This is a genomic window from Pseudobythopirellula maris (genome assembly GCF_007859945.1).
GTDB lineage: Bacteria > Planctomycetota > Planctomycetia > Pirellulales > Lacipirellulaceae > Pseudobythopirellula > Pseudobythopirellula maris.
In genome coordinates this window covers 280309-297741 of sequence record NZ_SJPQ01000002.1, presented here as the reverse complement: position 1 = coordinate 297741, position 17433 = coordinate 280309, and the positions used below count along the sequence as shown (strand labels likewise).

Below are 17433 nucleotides of genomic sequence, written 5' to 3'. Positions count from 1 at the left end.
GCGGCCCGCGGGAGTGCAGGGATTCTTGCCCGCGTCGGGGCCCGTGACCATCGGAGGCTCGACTACCCGTGGGCCACTGGCTCGCCTAGAATCGTGGCGTGAGTAGCATAGCGTCCGCGGTCGGCCAGGAGCCCGCCGCGCGGCTGGGGCGGCTGGCCGCCCAACTTGGCGTACAGGATGACTTCGCCCGCGTCGCGGCGAGCCTCGAGGCGGGCCACAGCGGCACGCTCGGCGGAGTCTGGGGGGCTTCGCGCGCCCTCGTCGCGGCGGCCTTGGCCGGCCGGCGAACCGAAGCGGACGGCCCGGTGGTGGTCGTCCTGCCGCACGACGGCGACGTGGCGGCCTTCTCGTCCGACCTGGAATTGTTCACCCGCGACCGCGTGGCGCCCTTCCCGGCGTGGCAGGCCGACGCCAGCGAGAGGGTGGCCCACGACGAGGCCCACGGCTCTCGGCTCCGCACGCTCAAACGCCTGGCCGCCGGCGGGACGGACGGTCCGCGGTTGGTCGTGGCGAGCATCCAGGCGCTGCTGCAGCCCGTGCCTGCGCGCGACACGCTCGCCGAAGGGACCCGCCGGCTAGCGGTCGGCGCCGAACTCGACACCGAGGAGCTTTCTCGTTGGCTGGTGGACCACGGCTGCCACCGCACCACGGCCGTAGAGTTGCCGGGAGAGTTCGCCCTGCGGGGCGGCATCCTCGATCTTTACGCCCCGGACGCCGAGCACCCTGCCCGCCTCGAGCTGTTTGGCGACGAGATCGAATCGATCCGCGAGTTCGATGTCGCCACCCAGCGCAGCTTGGGCTCGGTCGATTGGGTCGACGTGACGATGCTCGACCCCGCGGCGCCGAGCCGGGCGCACTTCACGGCTTACGCGCCGAGCGGCGCGTGGTTCCTGATGGTCGAGCCCTCCGACCTGCAGGAGGAGGGGCGCTACTTCCACGAGCGTTCCAGCCGGCCGGGCGAGTTGCACAGCGTGCGGACCACGCTCGCAGAGATCTACAAGTACCCGAGCGTGACGGCCGCCGGCGTGCCGGCCGGCTCGCTCGAAGAAACGGGGCACCTCGGGTTCGAGTCGGTCGAGCGTTTCAGCGGCGACGCGAACCGAGTGCGCGACGAGCTCGACGCGATCGGCGGCGGTCAGGAGGCCGTGGTCGTGTGCCCGACCGAGGCCGAGATCGAGCGGCTCACCGAATTGCTGGGCTCCACGACGATGGCGAAGGAGGGGCGGCTGCGGCTGGAGATCGGCCAGCTCAGCCAAGGCTTCCGACTGGTGGGCGCCGAGCCGGTGGTCGTGATGAGCAGCGCCGAGCTGTTCAACCGCCACGACGTGGCCCGCGGCAAAGCCCGCATGGTGGCGGGGCGTGCGATCGACACGTTCCTCGAGCTCCGCGAGGGCGACCTCGTGGTCCACGTCTCGCACGGCATCGGCCGCTACCGCGGCATGAAGCTCGTCGAGAAGGAGGGCCGCGCTTACGAGCACCTTGAGATCGAGTACGACGGCGGCACGCGGATATACGTGCCCGCCTCACGCATCGAGCTGGTGCAGAAGTACGTGGGCGGCAAGAAGCTCAAGCCCGCGCTGGCGAAGATCGGCGGCGCCAGTTGGCAGCGGCAGAAGCGGGCCGCGTACGAGGCGGTGGCCGACCTGGCCTCCGACATGCTCGAGATCCAGGCCCGACGCGACGCCCGGCCCGGCATCCGCTACCCGGCCGACACCGAGTGGCAGCGCGAGTTCGACGCGTCGTTCCCCTACGACGCCACGCCCGATCAGGTCGAGGCGATCGCGGCGATCAAGGCCGACATGCAGCAGACCAAGCCGATGGACCGCCTGTTGTGCGGCGACGTCGGGTTCGGCAAGACCGAGGTCGCCATGCGCGCGGCTTTCAAGGCGATCGACGCCGGCTACCAGGTCGCGGTGCTCGCCCCCACCACGGTGCTCGCCGAGCAGCACCGCCGCACGTTCACCGAGCGGATGGCCGAGTTCCCGTTCGTGATCGAGGGGATCAGCCGCTTCAACACCAAGGGCGAGCAGAACAAGACCCTCAAGCGGACGGCGGGCGGCGCGGTCGACGTGCTCATCGGCACGCACCGGCTCGCCTCGGCCGACGTCGAGTTCCAGAACCTGGGGCTTGTCATCATCGACGAGGAGCAGCGGTTCGGGGTCGCGGTGAAGGAGCGTCTCAAGGCGTTGCGGGCGATGGTCGACGTGCTGACGATGACCGCCACGCCGATCCCCCGCACGCTGCACATGGCGCTCTTGGGCGTGCGGAGCATCTCGAACCTCGAGACCCCGCCGGCCGACCGGTTGGCGGTCGAGACACGCGTCACGCGGTTCAACGCCGAGATGGTGCGCCACGCCCTGCTGCGCGAGCTCAGCCGCGACGGGCAGGCGTACTTCGTCCACAACCGCGTGCACGACATCCAGGCGGTCGCCACGAGGCTGCGCGAGATCGTGCCCGAGGCGCGCGTCGAGGTGGGGCACGCTCAGATGACCGGCGGCGAGCTCGAGGAGGTCATGACACGCTTCGTGCGTCACGAGTGCGACGTGTTGCTGGCCACCACGATCATCGAGTCGGGTCTCGACATCGCCAACGCCAACACGATGATCATCGACGACGCCGAGCGCTACGGCCTGGCCGACCTGCACCAGCTGCGGGGCAGGGTGGGTCGCTCCGGGAGGCGCTCCTACTGCTACCTGCTGGTGGACGAGAACAAGCACCTCAACCCCGAGGCGGCCCGCCGGCTGCGGGCGATCGAGGAGTTCAGCCAGCTCGGCGCCGGCTTTGCTTTGTCGATGCGCGACCTCGAGATCCGCGGCGCCGGGGCCCTCTTGGGGTCGCAGCAGAGCGGGCACATCGCCACGGTCGGCTACGAGATGTACTGCACGATGCTCGAGAAGGCGGTCAGGGAGCTCAAGAGCCTGCCCGCGCGGGACTCGGTCGAGGTGAACGTCGACCTGCCGGTGGTCGCCCACCTGCCGGGCGATTACGTCGGCGACCAGCGTGACAAGATCGACCTCTATCGGCGCCTGGCCCGCACCGCCACCGAGGCGGAGGTCGACGACTTCACCGCGGAGCTGGCCGACCGCTTCGGCCCCCCGCCGGAGCCGGCGCTCACGCTCGTCGAGATGGCTCGCCTGCGCGTCTGGGCGCACGGCTGGGGCGTTCACACCCTGCGGCGCGAGGACGACTACCTGGTGCTCGGCTACTCGTCCCGCGACAAGCTAGCACGGCTGGTGGCCTCGACCGACGGCGCGCTGCGCGTGGCCGACGCCACCGAGGCGTACCTGCCGCTCGGCACGCTAGCCCAAGAGTCCGACGGCCCGCTGCGGGCGGCGAAATCGCTCTTGCGGCCGGTGTCGGAGGCCCCCTAGACTCCCGCCGCTCGGCACTTTGCCCCGTCCCCAACGAGAAGTCGCTTTGCGCGCCCTGCACCGCATTTCCGCCCCGCTGGTTTTCACCACGATCGCTTTGTTCGCCGCCGCTTTCGCGCCGGCGGCCCGCGCCAACGAGGCCCAGCCGATCGAGGAGTGCGAGATCGTCGCCAAGGTGAACGACCAGGTCATCCTGGCGGGCGAGTTGATGTGGGAGGTCAACTTGCAGATCGAGCAACGGCTGGCGACCATGCCGCCCGAGATGCGGTCGCAGGTCCCACCGGCTGAGATGGAAATGGTCAAGCGGATGCTGATGCAGCAGAGCCTGATGGCCATGCTCGACCTCAAGCTGTTTTACTCCGACTTCCGTCGCAAGGCGCCCAAGGCCGACCTCGCCGCGATCCATCGCAGCATGGAGTCGACTTTCTACAAGAACGAGGCCCCGGTCCTGATGGAGCGTGTGGGGGTCGACGACATCAGCCAGTTGGAAGAGCGTCTGAACGAACTCGGGACAACTCTCGCCGAGCGGAAGGCCGACTTTTTCCAGAAGATGATCGCCCGCAGTTGGCTGCAAGAGAACATCGACTACAACAAAGAAGTCACGCACGACGACATGCTCGCCTACTACGCCGAGCACCAGGAAGAGTACGCCGTGCCGAATCGCGCGCGGTGGGAGGAGCTGGCGGTCCACTTCGATCGTTTCCAAACGAAAGGCGACGCCTGGCGGGCGATCGCCACACTCGGCAACGTGGCGCATCAGGCGTCGGTTTCGGCCGGCGCGGGCCCCGCGTTCACCGAGATCGCCAAGAGCTCGTCGCACGGCTTTAGCGCCGCCGACGGGGGAGGCCACGACTGGACCACCCAAGGCGCGCTGGCCAGCGAGGCGATCGATCGCGCCTTGTTCGAGCTGCCGGTCGGCCAGATGAGCCCCATTCTCGAGAGCCCGCAAGGGTTTCACATCGTGCGAGTCATCGAGCGCCAAGAGGCGGGGCACACCCCCTTCCGGGAGGTGCAGTCCGATATCCGCACGAAGATCCGCAGCGAACGCTTCGACAAAGTGATCAACAGCAAGGTCGCCAAAATGAAGGAATCGGCCCGGATCTGGACCGTCTTCACCGGCGACCTGAAACGCCCCGAGGTGGCTCAGGCCGAAGCGCCCGCGCAGCGCTAGATCGCACCGCCTGTAGCGGTTGCGTGTGTGGTTTTTTCGCAATGGAGCCGTTTTGTGTCGCTGCGAAATGGGGATGCTATTGCGACGGGCTCTTCTATAGCCGTGTGACTGCCTGGACTCGAGGGCAAGTTGGCCCGTTTAGGCCTTCACGCGAATAGTGGTCTCTTGGCGGTCTGAGAACTATCATCGCTGTATAGACAGTCGGCTGGCAATTCCAGCCGCTTTTGTACACGCTTTGATAACACAGGCGCCATGAGCGGCTCATCCCCCTCGACGAATCCCCCTCAAGGTGACGCAGCGGGCAACGCTAGCGCCATAGCTAAGCAGCGCTTTGACGTCGCGTTTGCGAGTGAGCTTCTTGAATCGGGCACGGTCAACGACCATCAACTCGCTTCGGTCATCCGAAACTGGTCGATCCACGGATCGACGCCCCTAGCCGAGCACTTGGTCGGCGCCGAGAAGCTTTCCTCGGAGCGGGCCGAAGATATTAAACGCCGGGCGGCGAAACGCATCAGCGACTCCGATACGGCGCGAGCCGCCACCAACACCAAGCTCAGCGCCGGCAGCTCCCTCATCGAGGCGCTCGAGCAGTACGACAAAGGGGGCCGCGTTGCGCGGCTGCTCAGGGTGGGCGTTGGGGTCGGCATAGGCGAGAGCAGCGTGCGTCGCGCCGAGGGCCGCTACGAACTCCTCCGCAAGCTCGGCCAGGGGGGCCTCGGCCGCGTGTGGCTTGCGCGTGATCAGATGCTCGACCGCGTGGTTGCCCTGAAGGAGCTTTCCGACGACGACTGCCCCTCGCCCGAATTGGTCGACCGCTTCCGTCGCGAGGCGGAGATCACCGGTCGGCTCGAGCACCCGGGCATCGTGCCGATCCACCAGATGGGCAGCGACAAGGAGACCGGCGCGGCTTTCTACACGATGCGGTTCTTGGGCAAGAAGACGCTCCAGGACGAGATCCTTGAGCACCACCACCGCCGTGAAGAGGGCGTCGAAAGCCCTCTGCGGCTGAGGCATTTGCTGCGCGATCTGATAAGCATCTGCAACGCGGTGGGTCACGCCCACGCCCACAAAGTGGTGCACCGCGACTTGAAGCCCGACAACGTGGTGATCGACAGCTTCGACCAAGTGATCGTCATCGATTGGGGGCTGGCCAAGGTGCTCGACGATCTGGCGCCCGAGCGGGTCTCCGATTCGGGGGGGGCTTACGGGCTCGGCTTGCAGACCCGCGAGGGGCAACTGCTCGGCACACTTCTGTACATGTCGCCCGAGCAGGCGGCGGGGCGGATCGACGACATCGACGAGCGGACCGACATCTACGGGTTGGGCGGCATCCTGTTCAGCATCCTGACCGGCTGCTCGCCGCACGAGTTGCTGCACGCCGAGATGCTCGATTCGGGCCGCGGTGAGCGCGACATCGTGACCAAGATCGCCGCGGGGCCGAGCCCCACGGTCGAGGCGTTCACGCCCGATGTCGACAAGGCACTCGCCGCCATTTGCGCCAAGGCGATGGCCTGGCGTCCTCACACGCGGTACGAATCGGCGACCGCCCTGGCGGAAGACCTGCAGCTCTGGCTTTCGGGTGAACCGGTGTCGGCGTACACCGAGCCCCCGAGGGCCCAGTTGCGACGCTGGTTCGGCCGCCGGCCGTATCTCAGCAGGTTGCTGACGGCGGCGGCTGCGGTGCTCTTTGCGGCCGCTATGTCGTCGGCCTTCGTGATGAGGCAGGCGCAATCGGCCGATCGGCAACGGGTGTTCGATCGCATGCGAGGCGACGCCCATGAGATCGAGCTGAAGCTGCACGCCGAGACCACCGACCTGGGCAAAAACACCCGTTTCATCGCGAGCTTGCCGCCGATCCAGGGCCTGATCAAGGCGCAAGCCAATCCTGCCAAAGACAATCCCGTGGTCTGGCGCGAAAGGCTCGAGACGATCTACTCGGGGATGCTGCGGGCCAACCCCGACTATCTGTCGGTCGCCTATTACGCCTCCCAACCTGTTGAGGGCGGCGAGGCCCGCCTCCCAGCCGTTCGCTTCCGAGAGTTGGCCCGTGTCGAACGCAGCGTGAACGACAGGTCCCTGATCGTCGTCGCGCCGGCGATAAGCTTGGACGTAGTGAATTCCCCTTTCCTCATGCACGCCGCTCAGCTGGCGCCGGGCGAGGTGGCCAGCATTGTCCGGCAGACCGCTGCCGACGCCCGGTATCGCCAGTGGCGCCTGGAGTCTGGGCTGATGGTCTACGACGAGGCGACGGGCGCCCCGTTCGGCGTCGTGACGGTTGCCGCGGACATCTCGGGGCAATTGAGAGAGATCCTCGCAGGGCTCCGCAGCGTTGTCGGCGAGGTTTATGTCGGCACGGGCGACGGCGACATATGGCTCATGGCGGACAGCGAGCGCGGGCCCGGCGTGTGGCGTGAGGGAGAAAGCCTGGTCGACATCGAAAGCCGCGCGCAGCAAGCCCTCGAGTCCGAACTGCTGCCCGCCGAGGCGACCGACGGCGAGACGTTCTTCGTCCGCAAATTCAAGATAGGCATCAACGACTTGAAGGCGAGCGTGCTTGTGCGTCTCACGCCGTAGGCGTGAGTCTCAGCCGTTTGCTTCGGTTTCTTCGCCGGCCTCAGACGCTTCCCCCGCCGCCTCGGCGAAGGGCCGCCGCTCGCCCGTGCTGTGATCGTGCAGCATCGGCTCACGGACCTGCTCGCCGTGCGGCGCCTTGAGCTCGCGGACCCAGATATTGCGGAACCGCACCGGGTTGCCGTGGTCCTGCAGGCTGATCGGGCCCTTCGGGCTCGCGTCGCTGTACGACGGGGGCGTGTGCCAAGCCGTGGCGCCCGCCAGCTCGAAGTGGTTCACGACGAGCACGCCGTTGTGCACCACCGTCACGACCGCCGGGTCGACTACCTGCCCCGCCTCGAGCTTGGGCGCGGTCCAGAAGATGTCGTAAGTGTTCCACTCGCCCGGCTTACGCATCGCGTTCGCCATCGGCGGGGTCTGCTTGTAAACCGCTCCCGCCTGGCCGTCGGGGTAGGTGCTGTTGTCGTAGGAATCGAGCACCTGCACTTCGTAGACGCCCATCAGGAACACGCCGCTGTTGCCACGGCCTTGTCCCTTGCCCCTGATCTTGGTGGGCGCCGACCATTCCAGGTGCAACTGGAGATCGCCGAAGTGCTGTTTCGTGGTGACGGCGCCGTCGGCCGCGCTGACCACACCGTCTTTGATTGGCCAGTTCTCACCGTTTTCCCAAGCGGACATGTCCTCGCCGCCAAACAGCACAATAGCGTCAGACGGTGGGTCGTTGTCGGTCGCGCCGGGCTCGACGACCGGAGGCGTGTCCCATTCGATGCCGGGCAGGTATTCCGTGCTCTGGGCAAAAGCAGGAGAGCTAAGTAAGCAAGCCACGGCGGGTAGCAGGTGGTACGTCAGATGGCGCATGGCGGAAGTCCGGTATTGGGTCTTGGAGGAGATTGCGGGATAAGGCTCGTGGCGGCCCGCAGGGGGCGGCGCGAACGAACCGTGAGAAGCCCCCGTAGTTTACCAACCGGGCCGCCCGCTGTGGCGGCTTCCTGCGGCTAAATTTAATGGGCGGCGACTCTCTCCCCCACACCCGGTCTTGCCGTAGTCGCAGGGCCTTGAGAGTGAGACGCCACCCCGCCAATCTCACAAACTATCTCGACGGGCTCGCCCGTCCCGCCCCGCTGCCTTAACCTAAGCGTTGCTCAGCATTTCCTGTGAGGCGAGAACCCTCGCCCGGCTTCGACCCCTGCGTTGCGTGAGCCGCCTCACTTATCGCACGATATTCCCCCACCGGATCCTCCCATGACTTTGCGACCCCTTCGCCCTCTGCTCACGCACGCCCTCGCACTGGGAGCCATCGCGATCGCGCCGCTAGCCGTGGCTCAAGACTCGCCCGACCCGCTCGAGTTGCTCCGCGCTTCGGCGGAGCATGTCGCTGGGTTGGAGGCCGCATCGGTTGACTTCGAAACCGAGGTGGCGGTCGTCATGGGCGAGGAGAACAACGGCGAAAAATCGGTCTACCGCTACAAGAAGCAGGGACCGGCGAAGTTTGTCTTCGAGCCGACCGAGGGAGACCAAGGCGTGTTTCTCCGCAGCGACGGGGAGAAGACTCTTACCTGGATCCCCGAGCTGAACCGTTACACCCTCAAGTCGGTCGGCGAGGGCGAGGAGGACGACAGCCAGACTTCCCAAGGGATCGGCGCGTTCGTTCGCTCGCCGCTCAGCCGCAGCCTGGGCAACGGGCTGGGGGGCATGGCGTTGAGCCTCCTCGATCGCATGGCGATCGAAGACCTGATCATGTCGAGCGTTTCGGACGGCTACCTCGGCGTCGAGCAAGTCGAAGGCGTCGACTGCCACCACATGCGTTTCACAACCGGCGGCCAGCTCACCTGGGAGGCGTGGATCGCCACGGGCGACGCGCCGCTGCCGATGCGCATCGTGCCCGATATGTCGGACGTGGTCGCGGGCCATCCCGCCTCGCAGCAGTACGACGACTTCTCGTTCACGCTCACGTTCCGTTACCGCGACTGGCGGCCCGATTTCAAGCCGACCGAGGCGGCGTTCGCGATCGTCGAGCCCGAGGGCGCCGAGCGGATCAATTCGTTCTTCGAACGACCCGAGGAGCCGCCGCACGCGCTATTGGGCAAGAAGGCCCCGCAGGTCGAGTTGCCCAACCTCAACGGCGAGGTCGTCAACATCGCCCAGCACGTAGGCGAAGACGTCGTGGTGCTCGACTTTTGGGCCACTTGGTGCCCCCCCTGCGTGGCGGCGTTGCCCAAGATCACCGCGGTGACCGAGACGCTGGCCGACCGCGGCGTGGCGTTCTACGCCGTGAGCCTCGACGCCGAGACCGACGGCATCCCGGAGTTCCTTGAGAACCTCGGCATCGCACCGACCGTGCTGCACGACGCCGGCGACGGCGTGGCCGAGGCGTTCCTTGTCGAGGGCATCCCCACCACCGTGATCATCGGCAAGGATGGCTCCGTGCAAGTGGTGCACGTCGGCCTCGGGCCCGACCTGGAGGCCCAGCTCACCGGCGAGCTCGAATCGTTGATCGCGGGCGAAGACCTCGCCAGGGCGGAGCTCGACAAGTGGGCCGAGAAGCACCCGAACCGAGACGCCGAGTAGCGCGACCCAACCGCCGTGATCAGCCGGCGAGGCGTTTCACGCCGATCTCGACCGTCGGCGCCGAGTCGTCGACCGCGTCGTGGATCGGACGGATCGTTGCGCCGGGCGGCGTGCGCCGTTCGCGGACAAAGCCGCGTGTGCCGCCGCGTAAGAAGGGCTCGAACTCCGAGGCGGGGCCGATGGGGTACATCTCGGCGAGCCGCTCCATCCGCTCCTCGTGCGAGAGCCCGCTGCGGTAGAGCAGCTGGTAGGCTTGCTTGATCAGCATCGCCTCGTCGCGCTCGATTCCCGCACGGCGGATGCCGATGCGGTTGAGCCCGACGACCAGCCCACTCGAGCCGTCGATCATTACGAACGGGGGCACGTCTTGGATGATGCGGGCCATGCCGCCGATCATCGCCACGCGTCCGACCCGGCAGAACTGGTGCACCGCAACGCCGCCGCCGAGACAGGCCCGTTGGCCGACCTCGACGTGGCCGGCGAGCATCACGTTGTTGGTGAGGATCGCCCCGTCTTCGACCTGGCAGTCGTGGGCCACGTGGGCGCCGACCATCATCAGGCAGCCGTCGCCGATCCGGGTGACCGCCCCTTCGTGCATCGCGCGGTGGACCGTGACGTTCTCGCGCAGTTGGTTGCGGTCGCCGATAACAACGTTCCCCACGACCGCCGGCGCCGCCAAGTGCTGCGGCATGCCGCCCACCACGGCGCCCTCGCCGATCATGTTTTCGGCGCCGAGCGTGACGCCCGTTTTGATCGTGGCCCTTGCGGCCAGTCGGCAGCGGTCGCCCACCCGGGCTCCGGCCTCGACTACGCTGAACGGTCCAATCGAAACGTCGGTCCCGAGCTCGGCTCGCGGGTCGACCAAGGCGAGGGGGTGGATGCTCACGGCGCGCGGGTTCCTGCGGTTCCGGCCCGTCGGTCGCCCGCCTGCGGTGGCGTGGTCCTTGCCCGGGCCTGGTGATGACGGGCGCTGCCGTCGAATGCTTTCATCGGCGGGGCCCGAGCGACCGGCTTAGCCGAACGCGCCGATTTTGACCGTTCTGCGGGGCGTGCGGGCCGAGCGTTGGGCGACCTTGCGGATTAGGGGGGCCGGTGCAAGCGAGCGGCCGTGGCGATAGAATGTGGGCTGTTCGCCCCGTGTGCTAGCACGTGGGCCCTCGCCCTACAGTCGTCCCTGTTCACAAGAAGACCCGCCGTGTCCGATCCCTCCGCTCTGTACGACGAAGCCGACAAGCTCAAGGCCTCTGGCGACCTGGAGGGCGCCGCCGCCAAACTGACCGAAGCGCTCGCGGCGGACGAGGATTACTCACTCGCCCACGCCGCGCTAGCGGTGGTGCTCCAGAAGCGGGGCATGCACGAAGAGGCGATCGCTCACGCCCGTCGGGTCACCGAGATCGAGCCGAACGACCCGTTCAGCTACACCGCCCTGAGCGTCACCTACCAGCGGGCCTACGCCGGCACGAACGACCACTCCTACATTGGGCTGGCCGAAGAGGCGATGGACAGGAGCCGGCAGATCGAGGCGGGGCAGTAAGGACTGGCGCGCCTCACGCCCGCATGCGGCGGGTGATCAGGCCGAACGGAGCGGCTTGCGCAACTTCGCTTGCAGCCAGTGCTGCTAGCGGATCGAGACGCTGATGCTCACGCTCACGGCTCGCCCCGAAGCCGTTCCCACGCCCCGAGCAGCAGGCTCGCGGCGTGGTCGATCTCGGCCTCGTCGTTGTGCCATCCGACCGACAGGCGGACCGTGCCGAGCGCCGCGTGCTCGTCGGCGCCAATCGCCCGCAGGGCGGGCGAGAGCGTGATCTTGCCGCCGGTCCGCACGGCGCACGGCGCCGCGCACAGCTCAGGTGTGGCCCGCAGCAGCTCCTGAGCCACGACCCCGGGCAGGCTCACGCACAACGTGTTCGGCAGCCGCTCGGCCGCCTCGCCCCACACCGTGAGCCGCTCGCCGGCGCCCTCGCGGAGCTTGCTGAGCAGCCGGTCACGGAGCGCGGCGAGCCGCGACGAAGACTCGGCGAGGCTCGCCTCGACCAAGTCGGCGGCGACGCCGAAGCCGACGATCGCCGCCACGTCGGGCGTGCCCGCGCTGAGCGTCACGCCGTTGTTGTAGGCCCGCCCCACGGGCGCCCCGCTGCGGACGTAGAGCGCGCCCACGCCTTTGGGGCCGTACGCCTTGTGGGCGGTCAGCGACAGGTAAGTGACTCCCAGGTCGTCGACTCGCAACGGTATCTTGCCGAACGTCTGCGCCGCGTCCGTGTGCAGGCGCACGCCGTGGTGCGTGCATTCCTCGGCGAACTCGGCGATCGGCTGGATCGTGCCCAACTCGTTGTTGGCGTGGACGACCGAGAGCAGAGAACCCGGCCGAGACATGGCGAGCGCAGCCCGCATGTCGTTGAGATCGACGAGGCCGTCGGCCGTGCAGCCGATCAAGGGCTCGTTTTGACCGCCCACCACGTCGCGCACGCAGGCGTGGTCGAGCGTGGTGGTCATCGCCCATCCCGGCTCGTCGGCGATCGAATCGGGGACGACGCCGCGCGTGATCGCGTGGCGACAGCTCTGCGACGCGCTCGCCGTGAAGTAGACCTCGTCGACCCCGGCGCCGATCGCGCGGGCGACGCGCCAACGGGCGTCGTCGATCGCCTGCGCCGCGGCCGCGCCCAGGGCGTGGTCGCTGTTGGGGTTGCCGTACTGGCCGGCGAGCAGCGGCAGCATCGCCTCTTGCACCTGAGGGGCAAGGGGCGTGGTGGCGTTGTGATCGAGGTAAATGCTGCGCAAGAAGCGTCGAGAAACGGTGGTGAGTGAGCTGGAAAAAACAGGGCCGCCCCTGCGGGCGGCCCTGTTGGTAGTCTAGCTTGCGGCGCGGGGGGCGATCAGCCCTTGGCGACGACGCGCTTTTGCACGTCGGTCTCGAGCACGCCGAACGCCTGCTCGTGACGCTGCACCGAGAGGTGCAAGGCCTGCAACATCCGCTTGGCGGTGTAGTAGTTTGTCACGATCCGCTGCTTCACTTGCACCGGCTCGGTCGGCACGCCGTAGGGCTGCGAGTTCAGGCCGAAATCCAGGATCAGCTCTTCCGGCGTGCCGGTCACGCGGCAGAAGTTCGCGTAAGTGCAGATCGCGTCGGCGTCTTGCACTTCAACGCGGGGACGCTGAACGGCGGCCTCGGGGGTGGCGGCGCCTTCTTCAGCGGCTTGGGGCTTGTCTTCGGTTGATTCGGCCACTTCGCGTTCCTCGTGTCAAATGTCGGTAGGGGAGAAGGGGGACGTTGGCGTTGCCCGTCGTCGAGCCGCCGCCACGCCTGATGCACCACATTCTAGCCGTCGGTTGCGGCTTTGAGAACCAAACCCCCGGCTGCCTCTCCGGTTTATTCAACCGGGGCGACCGGTTGGGGTGACTCGCAGGATCACGCTTATCGCGTCGGTCCGAGGGGTCGTGTATTCGGCCGCTTTACGCAGGTCGTAGCCTTTGAGCAGCCCGTAATGACGCGCCTCGCCGCGCTCGTCGGCCCACGAACGGCCCTTCACCAGCAGCAGCCGATCGAACGCCTCGCGCTGGGGACGGAGCCACGTCATGAACTTCTTGAGCGACGCCACGCCGCGGGCGGTGAGAGTATTAAATCGGTGGTGCTCGAGCACTTGCTCCACACGCGACGCGTGAACCTGGCAGTTAATGCCCAGCTCTTCCACCATCGCCTGCAGCGCCCCCGCCTTTTTCGTGACCGAGTCGCAAAGCTGCACCTGCAGGTCGGGCCGCACGATCGCCACCACCATGCCCGGCACCCCGCCCCCCGAGCCGATGTCGAGCACCCGGTCGTTCTGGTCGATCAACTTGGCGAGTTCCAGGGAGTCGACCACGTCGCGCGAAGCAAACTTGTCGAACGTCGTGTGACGGGTGAGGTTCATCCGCCCGTTCCATTCCCACAGCAGCGCTCGATAGGCGTCGAGCCGCTCGACGGTCTCGGCGGGCAGATCGAGGTCGAATTTCGCGAGCGCCGCGGCCAGATCGGGCGAATCGGGCTCGGGCGTGTCGGGAGTGGAAGGGGTGTCGTCGGACAACTTAGCGGCTCGCGGCGGGTGACGGTTGGGCGGATCTAGCAGTATCCTGCAAAGCCCTAGCGTAGAGTAGCCCCGACCGGGCTGGGGCGGGGTAGAAGAAGAACAGGACGCGGATCGCCGCGGATTCAGCGGATTAACGCGGATACGCGCTTGTTGTGGGAGGCGTCTCCGACGCCGATATCGCGCCGCATGCCGGATTGGCTGGCGCACCGCCATCGGCGTCGGAGACGCCTCCCACAACCACACAACTACAACCTCGATAGCAGGCCAGTTTGCTCCTCCAGCTTTCTTCAACTGATCCGCATCCTCTCGATCCGCTAAATCCGCGTCCCATTCGTCACAAGAAATGTTTGGCCTCCTGAACCTCAACAAACACGCCGGCGCCACCTCGCGCGACGTCGTGAACCGTGTGCTGCGTATTGTCCACCCTCTGAAGGTCGGCCACGCCGGCACGCTCGACCCGCTGGCGACCGGGGTGCTGGTCGTTTGCATCGGCTCGGCGACCAAACTGATCGAGCACGTGCAGCGGATGCCCAAGAGCTACCGCGGGAGCTTCTTGCTCGGTCGCCGCAGCGCGAGCGACGACACTGAACAAGAAGTCGAGTTGCTGGCCGACGCCCCCGAGCCGTCGCGCGCAGAAGTCGAAGCGGCTTTGCCGGCGCTGACGGGCGAGATCCAGCAGCGTCCGCCGGCTTACTCCGCGATCAACGTCGGCGGCCGCAAGGCGTACGACCTGGCCCGCAGCGGCGCGCCCCCCGAGTTGCCGCCCCGGCCGGTGACGGTCTACTCGCTCACGGTGGTCGCCTACGACTACCCCGAGCTGGTGCTCGACATCGAGTGCGGCAGCGGCACTTATGTGCGCGCGATCGGCCGCGACTTGGCCGCGTCGCTCGGCACGGCGGCCGTGATGAGCGCGCTGGAGCGGACCGCCATCGGGCCGTTCAAGGTCGAGGAGGCGGTCGCGCCGAAGTCGCTCACCGCCGAGAACCTGCCGGGCCACCTGCTGCCGGCCGCGCTCGCCACAAGCGCCCTGCCGAGGCTCGACGCCACGCCGGCCGACATCGAGGAGCTCCGCCACGGCCGCTTCATCGAGCGGGCGGGCTACAAGGCGAAAGACGAGATCGCCGTGTACGACCCCAGCGGCGCGCTGTTCGCGCTCGCGAAGAAACGCCCCAGCGGCAAGCTGCAACCGGTGCGGGTGTTCGCTTAGATTGCTTTACGCTCAGAGCGTGTAAGCGAGGCCAAAGAAAACCTCGGACGCTTGGCCAACGCCCGCCTTGGCGCTGTAGCCGAAATAAGGCGGCGTGAGCTGCACCCCACCGGCCGCGTCGTAAACCGGTCCGGCCACATACCACCGGCACAACGCGTCGATCCGCCAGTGGGGCGACAAGCGGTAACTCGACGCCAGTCGCGTCTCAACGTGCCAAGCGAAATGCTCTTCGCTGGCGTCGAAAGTAGAATTCGTGCTGCGAGCCGACGCCGAGCGATTCAAGGCGCCGGGGATCGCCTCCTCGCCGAATACCCCGTTTTGTTTGAGTCGGGCCCGTCCGTAGCCGGCGAGTCCGAGCACGGTCGCCTCGAACCGGAGACGCTCGCTTTCGGCCACGGCCCCGAGTCCCAGCTGGGGGCCGAAGATGTCGTGGTCATTAAACTGACCTACGTAAGTGCTTCCCAAGAATGAGCCGGCGCCAGCAATCTCGAAATCGTTCGACACCCTTACCATGCGCAACCCGTAGGAGGCGTAGGTGGAGGTCTTGAAGCGGTTGACCCATTTCGTTCTTGCGCCGCTCAGGTCCCACGAGTTGGCGCCCCGCACCTCGTCGCCCGCTTGCAGCAAGAAGCTGGGGGCGAATCCGTCGGCCCGCCAACCGCTCCGCTGGCTGTTCACGTCCGCCTCGGCCGACAGCACGCGCTGCTTCATCAACTCGAAGCTCGATTCTCCTAAGAACTCCTCCGTCTTGGTGTTGCCGAAGTAAATATTGAACTGATTCAAGTCGCCGAAGTCCGTTAATATTGCGTTAACTTCATCCGGACTGATGGAGCCATCGCCATCGATATCGGCAAGAACTCGAACGACGCCCGGGTTTCCGCCGCCGTGAAAATCAAATGAACTCACCGTGGAGCTCCCCGGAACTAGCGAGGCCTCACTCACATCCTCTCCACCGCGCAACACGCCGTAGCCGCTGCGGACGAAACGCCGAAACCCCACCGAGCCCGAGGGCCTGGCCCACCGGGAGAGGTTGAGCTCGACACCGAGCGGCGCGGTCCATTCGGCGGGGCTGGCGCTAGCCGTTTCGGCTGTCGACTGCGCCGCCGTGGCGGGGGCGAGACTGCTCAGCTCGAATGCTTCGATCCGCCCGGCCATCGCCGGGAGCAGAAACTCGTTCTGCTCGGCGCGAGCGGAATCGGGCGCCCAGCATACAGCAAGACCGCAGGTGGCGATCAGCGTGAGCGACTTGACTGGCTTCGTGAGCAAGGCGCCCCTACCTGACATTTATCTGTCGATTCGATCAAAGCGTGTAAGCGAGGCCGAGAAAGACCTCAGACGCCTGGCCGACGCCCGCCTTGGCGTTGTAGCCGAAGTAAGGCACGCTGAAGATTGTCCCCCCGGCGGCGTCGTAAACGGGCCCGGCAAGGTACCAGCGGTACAGCGCGTCGATACGCCAACCGGGCGTGATCGTGTAACTTGACGACAGTCTCGTCTCAAAGTGCCAAGCGAAGTGCTCTTCGGTCGCATCGTAGGTAGAATTCGTGGTTCTAGCCGACGCCGAGCGATTCAAGGCGCCGGGGATCGCCTCCGCGCCGAATACCCCGTTTTGTTTGAGTCGGGCCCGTCCGTAGCCGGCGAGTCCGAGCACGGTCGCCTCGAACCGGAGACGCTCGCTTTCGGCCACGGCCCCGAGTCCCAGCTGGGGGCCGAAGATGTCGTGGTCGTTGAATTGACCGATGTACGTCCTTCCGAGGATCGAACCGCTCGCATCGAACTCGAAATCGCTTGACAAGCGAACCATGCGGAGGCCGCACGAAGCGTAGGTGGAGGTTTGGAAACTCTCCCACCATTTCTCACAGGCTTCACTTGCTGGCAACGAGGCTTCGCCGCGCACCTCCTCACCCGCTTGGAGCATAAACCGGCTTGCGAAGGCATCGATGCGCCAGCCACTATTGGGGCCGTTGATGCCTGATTCCTCCGAAAAGTAAAATTGCTTCGCTAGCTCAAAACTCAATTCTGACAACGCCTCGTGGTAGAGAACGTTGTCATAAAAGACATTGAACTCGTGCAGATCGCCAAAGTCACTAGAGAAGCTGTGCGAACTACTTGTGGGCGCCGGGTTGGTCAAGGAAGTGCTAAGGTTGTTGTCAAGCGAAACGGCTTTTGCCATGCCGAATCCGCTGCGGGCGAAGCGTCGAAAGTTCGGTGAATCCGAGGGCTTGGTCCATTCGGACAGGTTGAGCTCGACACCGAGCGGCGCGGTCCATCGGGCGGGGCTGGCGCTAGCCGTTTCGGCTGTCGACTGCGCCGCCGTGGCGGGGGCGAGACTGCTCAGCTCGAATGCTTCGATCCGCCCGGCCATCGCCGGGAGCAGAAACTCGTTCTGCTCGGCGCGGCACACAGCGCCAAACGCCAGGAAGGCGCCGGCTAGGCAGAGCGTTCTGAGGGAGATTGGTGATCGCACGGCGGTCTTGTAGCAAACGC

The 17433-nt window shown here is 66.6% G+C and carries 13 protein-coding genes; 6 read left to right on the top strand and 7 right to left on the bottom strand.

Features of this window, described 5'->3' with window-relative positions; all coding sequences use genetic code 11:
* The first annotated feature begins 98 nt into the window (after nucleotides 1–98).
* The 3 genes from mfd to Mal64_RS08895 all read left to right on the top strand — a co-directional run bounded on the left by mfd (nucleotide 99) and on the right by Mal64_RS08895 (nucleotide 7116).
* Nucleotides 99–3371 carry a transcription-repair coupling factor gene (gene mfd, locus Mal64_RS08905; RefSeq protein ID WP_146399275.1) on the top strand — a complete coding sequence of 1091 codons (3273 nt, stop codon included), beginning with the start codon at nucleotides 99–101 and terminating at the stop codon, nucleotides 3369–3371.
* A gap of 19 nt (nucleotides 3372–3390) precedes the next feature.
* Nucleotides 3391–4542 (top strand): peptidylprolyl isomerase, encoded by a 1152-nt coding sequence (locus Mal64_RS08900; RefSeq protein ID WP_146399273.1) that lies wholly within the window; start codon nucleotides 3391–3393, stop codon nucleotides 4540–4542.
* A 252-nt stretch (nucleotides 4543–4794) separates the two neighbouring features.
* Complete coding sequence (locus tag Mal64_RS08895) at nucleotides 4795–7116, top strand: serine/threonine-protein kinase (protein ID WP_146399271.1); 2322 nt, start codon at nucleotides 4795–4797, stop codon at nucleotides 7114–7116.
* Between the two features lie 9 nt (nucleotides 7117–7125).
* On the opposite strand, the gene Mal64_RS08890 is transcribed toward Mal64_RS08895, so the two are convergent.
* On the bottom strand, nucleotides 7126–7971 hold the full coding sequence (locus Mal64_RS08890) for a 3-keto-disaccharide hydrolase (protein WP_146399269.1): 846 nt from the start codon (nucleotides 7969–7971) through the stop codon (nucleotides 7126–7128).
* A 384-nt stretch (nucleotides 7972–8355) separates the two neighbouring features.
* On the opposite strand from Mal64_RS08890, the gene Mal64_RS08885 reads away from it, so the two are divergent.
* Complete coding sequence (locus tag Mal64_RS08885) at nucleotides 8356–9681, top strand: redoxin domain-containing protein (protein WP_146399267.1); 1326 nt, start codon at nucleotides 8356–8358, stop codon at nucleotides 9679–9681.
* A 19-nt stretch (nucleotides 9682–9700) separates the two neighbouring features.
* Here the strand turns inward: Mal64_RS08885 and lpxA are convergent, their stop codons facing one another.
* Nucleotides 9701–10567: an acyl-ACP--UDP-N-acetylglucosamine O-acyltransferase gene (lpxA, locus tag Mal64_RS08880; RefSeq protein ID WP_197525595.1), complete on the bottom strand. Its 867-nt coding sequence runs from the start codon at nucleotides 10565–10567 to the stop codon at nucleotides 9701–9703.
* Nucleotides 10568–10876: 309 nt separating this feature from the next.
* On the opposite strand from lpxA, the gene Mal64_RS08875 reads away from it, so the two are divergent.
* Complete coding sequence (locus Mal64_RS08875) at nucleotides 10877–11215, top strand: tetratricopeptide repeat protein (RefSeq protein ID WP_146399263.1); 339 nt, start codon at nucleotides 10877–10879, stop codon at nucleotides 11213–11215.
* A 113-nt stretch (nucleotides 11216–11328) separates the two neighbouring features.
* Here the strand turns inward: Mal64_RS08875 and Mal64_RS08870 are convergent, their stop codons facing one another.
* From Mal64_RS08870 to rsmG, 3 genes are all read right to left on the bottom strand, one after another.
* Nucleotides 11329–12459 carry a cysteine desulfurase family protein gene (locus Mal64_RS08870; protein ID WP_146399261.1) on the bottom strand — a complete coding sequence of 377 codons (1131 nt, stop codon included), beginning with the start codon at nucleotides 12457–12459 and terminating at the stop codon, nucleotides 11329–11331.
* Between the two features lie 95 nt (nucleotides 12460–12554).
* Nucleotides 12555–12905 carry a DUF3467 domain-containing protein gene (locus Mal64_RS08865; RefSeq protein ID WP_146399259.1) on the bottom strand — a complete coding sequence of 117 codons (351 nt, stop codon included), beginning with the start codon at nucleotides 12903–12905 and terminating at the stop codon, nucleotides 12555–12557.
* 147 nt (nucleotides 12906–13052) lie between these two features.
* Complete coding sequence (gene rsmG, locus Mal64_RS08860) at nucleotides 13053–13739, bottom strand: 16S rRNA (guanine(527)-N(7))-methyltransferase RsmG (RefSeq protein WP_197525594.1); 687 nt, start codon at nucleotides 13737–13739, stop codon at nucleotides 13053–13055.
* Between the two features lie 346 nt (nucleotides 13740–14085).
* Here rsmG and truB point away from each other — a divergent pair, with 346 nt between their 5' ends.
* Nucleotides 14086–14949, top strand: coding sequence for a tRNA pseudouridine(55) synthase TruB (gene truB, locus Mal64_RS08855; RefSeq protein ID WP_146399255.1), 864 nt, complete (start codon nucleotides 14086–14088; stop codon nucleotides 14947–14949).
* Between the two features lie 12 nt (nucleotides 14950–14961).
* Here the strand turns inward: truB and Mal64_RS08850 are convergent, their stop codons facing one another.
* On the bottom strand, nucleotides 14962–16215 hold the full coding sequence (locus Mal64_RS08850) for a hypothetical protein (RefSeq protein WP_146399253.1): 1254 nt from the start codon (nucleotides 16213–16215) through the stop codon (nucleotides 14962–14964).
* 34 nt (nucleotides 16216–16249) lie between these two features.
* Entirely contained in the window at nucleotides 16250–17413 is a 1164-nt protein-coding gene (locus Mal64_RS08845; protein ID WP_146399251.1) for a hypothetical protein, read from the bottom strand.
* Nucleotides 17414–17433 lie beyond the last annotated feature (20 nt).

Coding starts and splice junctions, on each gene's coding strand:
- Mal64_RS08895 (WP_146399271.1), top strand. CDS start 4,795: ATGAGCGGCTCATCCCCCTCGACGAATCCCCCTCAAGGTGACGCAGCG.
- Mal64_RS08890 (WP_146399269.1), bottom strand. CDS start 7,971: ATGCGCCATCTGACGTACCACCTGCTACCCGCCGTGGCTTGCTTACTT.
- Mal64_RS08885 (WP_146399267.1), top strand. CDS start 8,356: ATGACTTTGCGACCCCTTCGCCCTCTGCTCACGCACGCCCTCGCACTG.
- truB (WP_146399255.1), top strand. CDS start 14,086: ATGTTTGGCCTCCTGAACCTCAACAAACACGCCGGCGCCACCTCGCGC.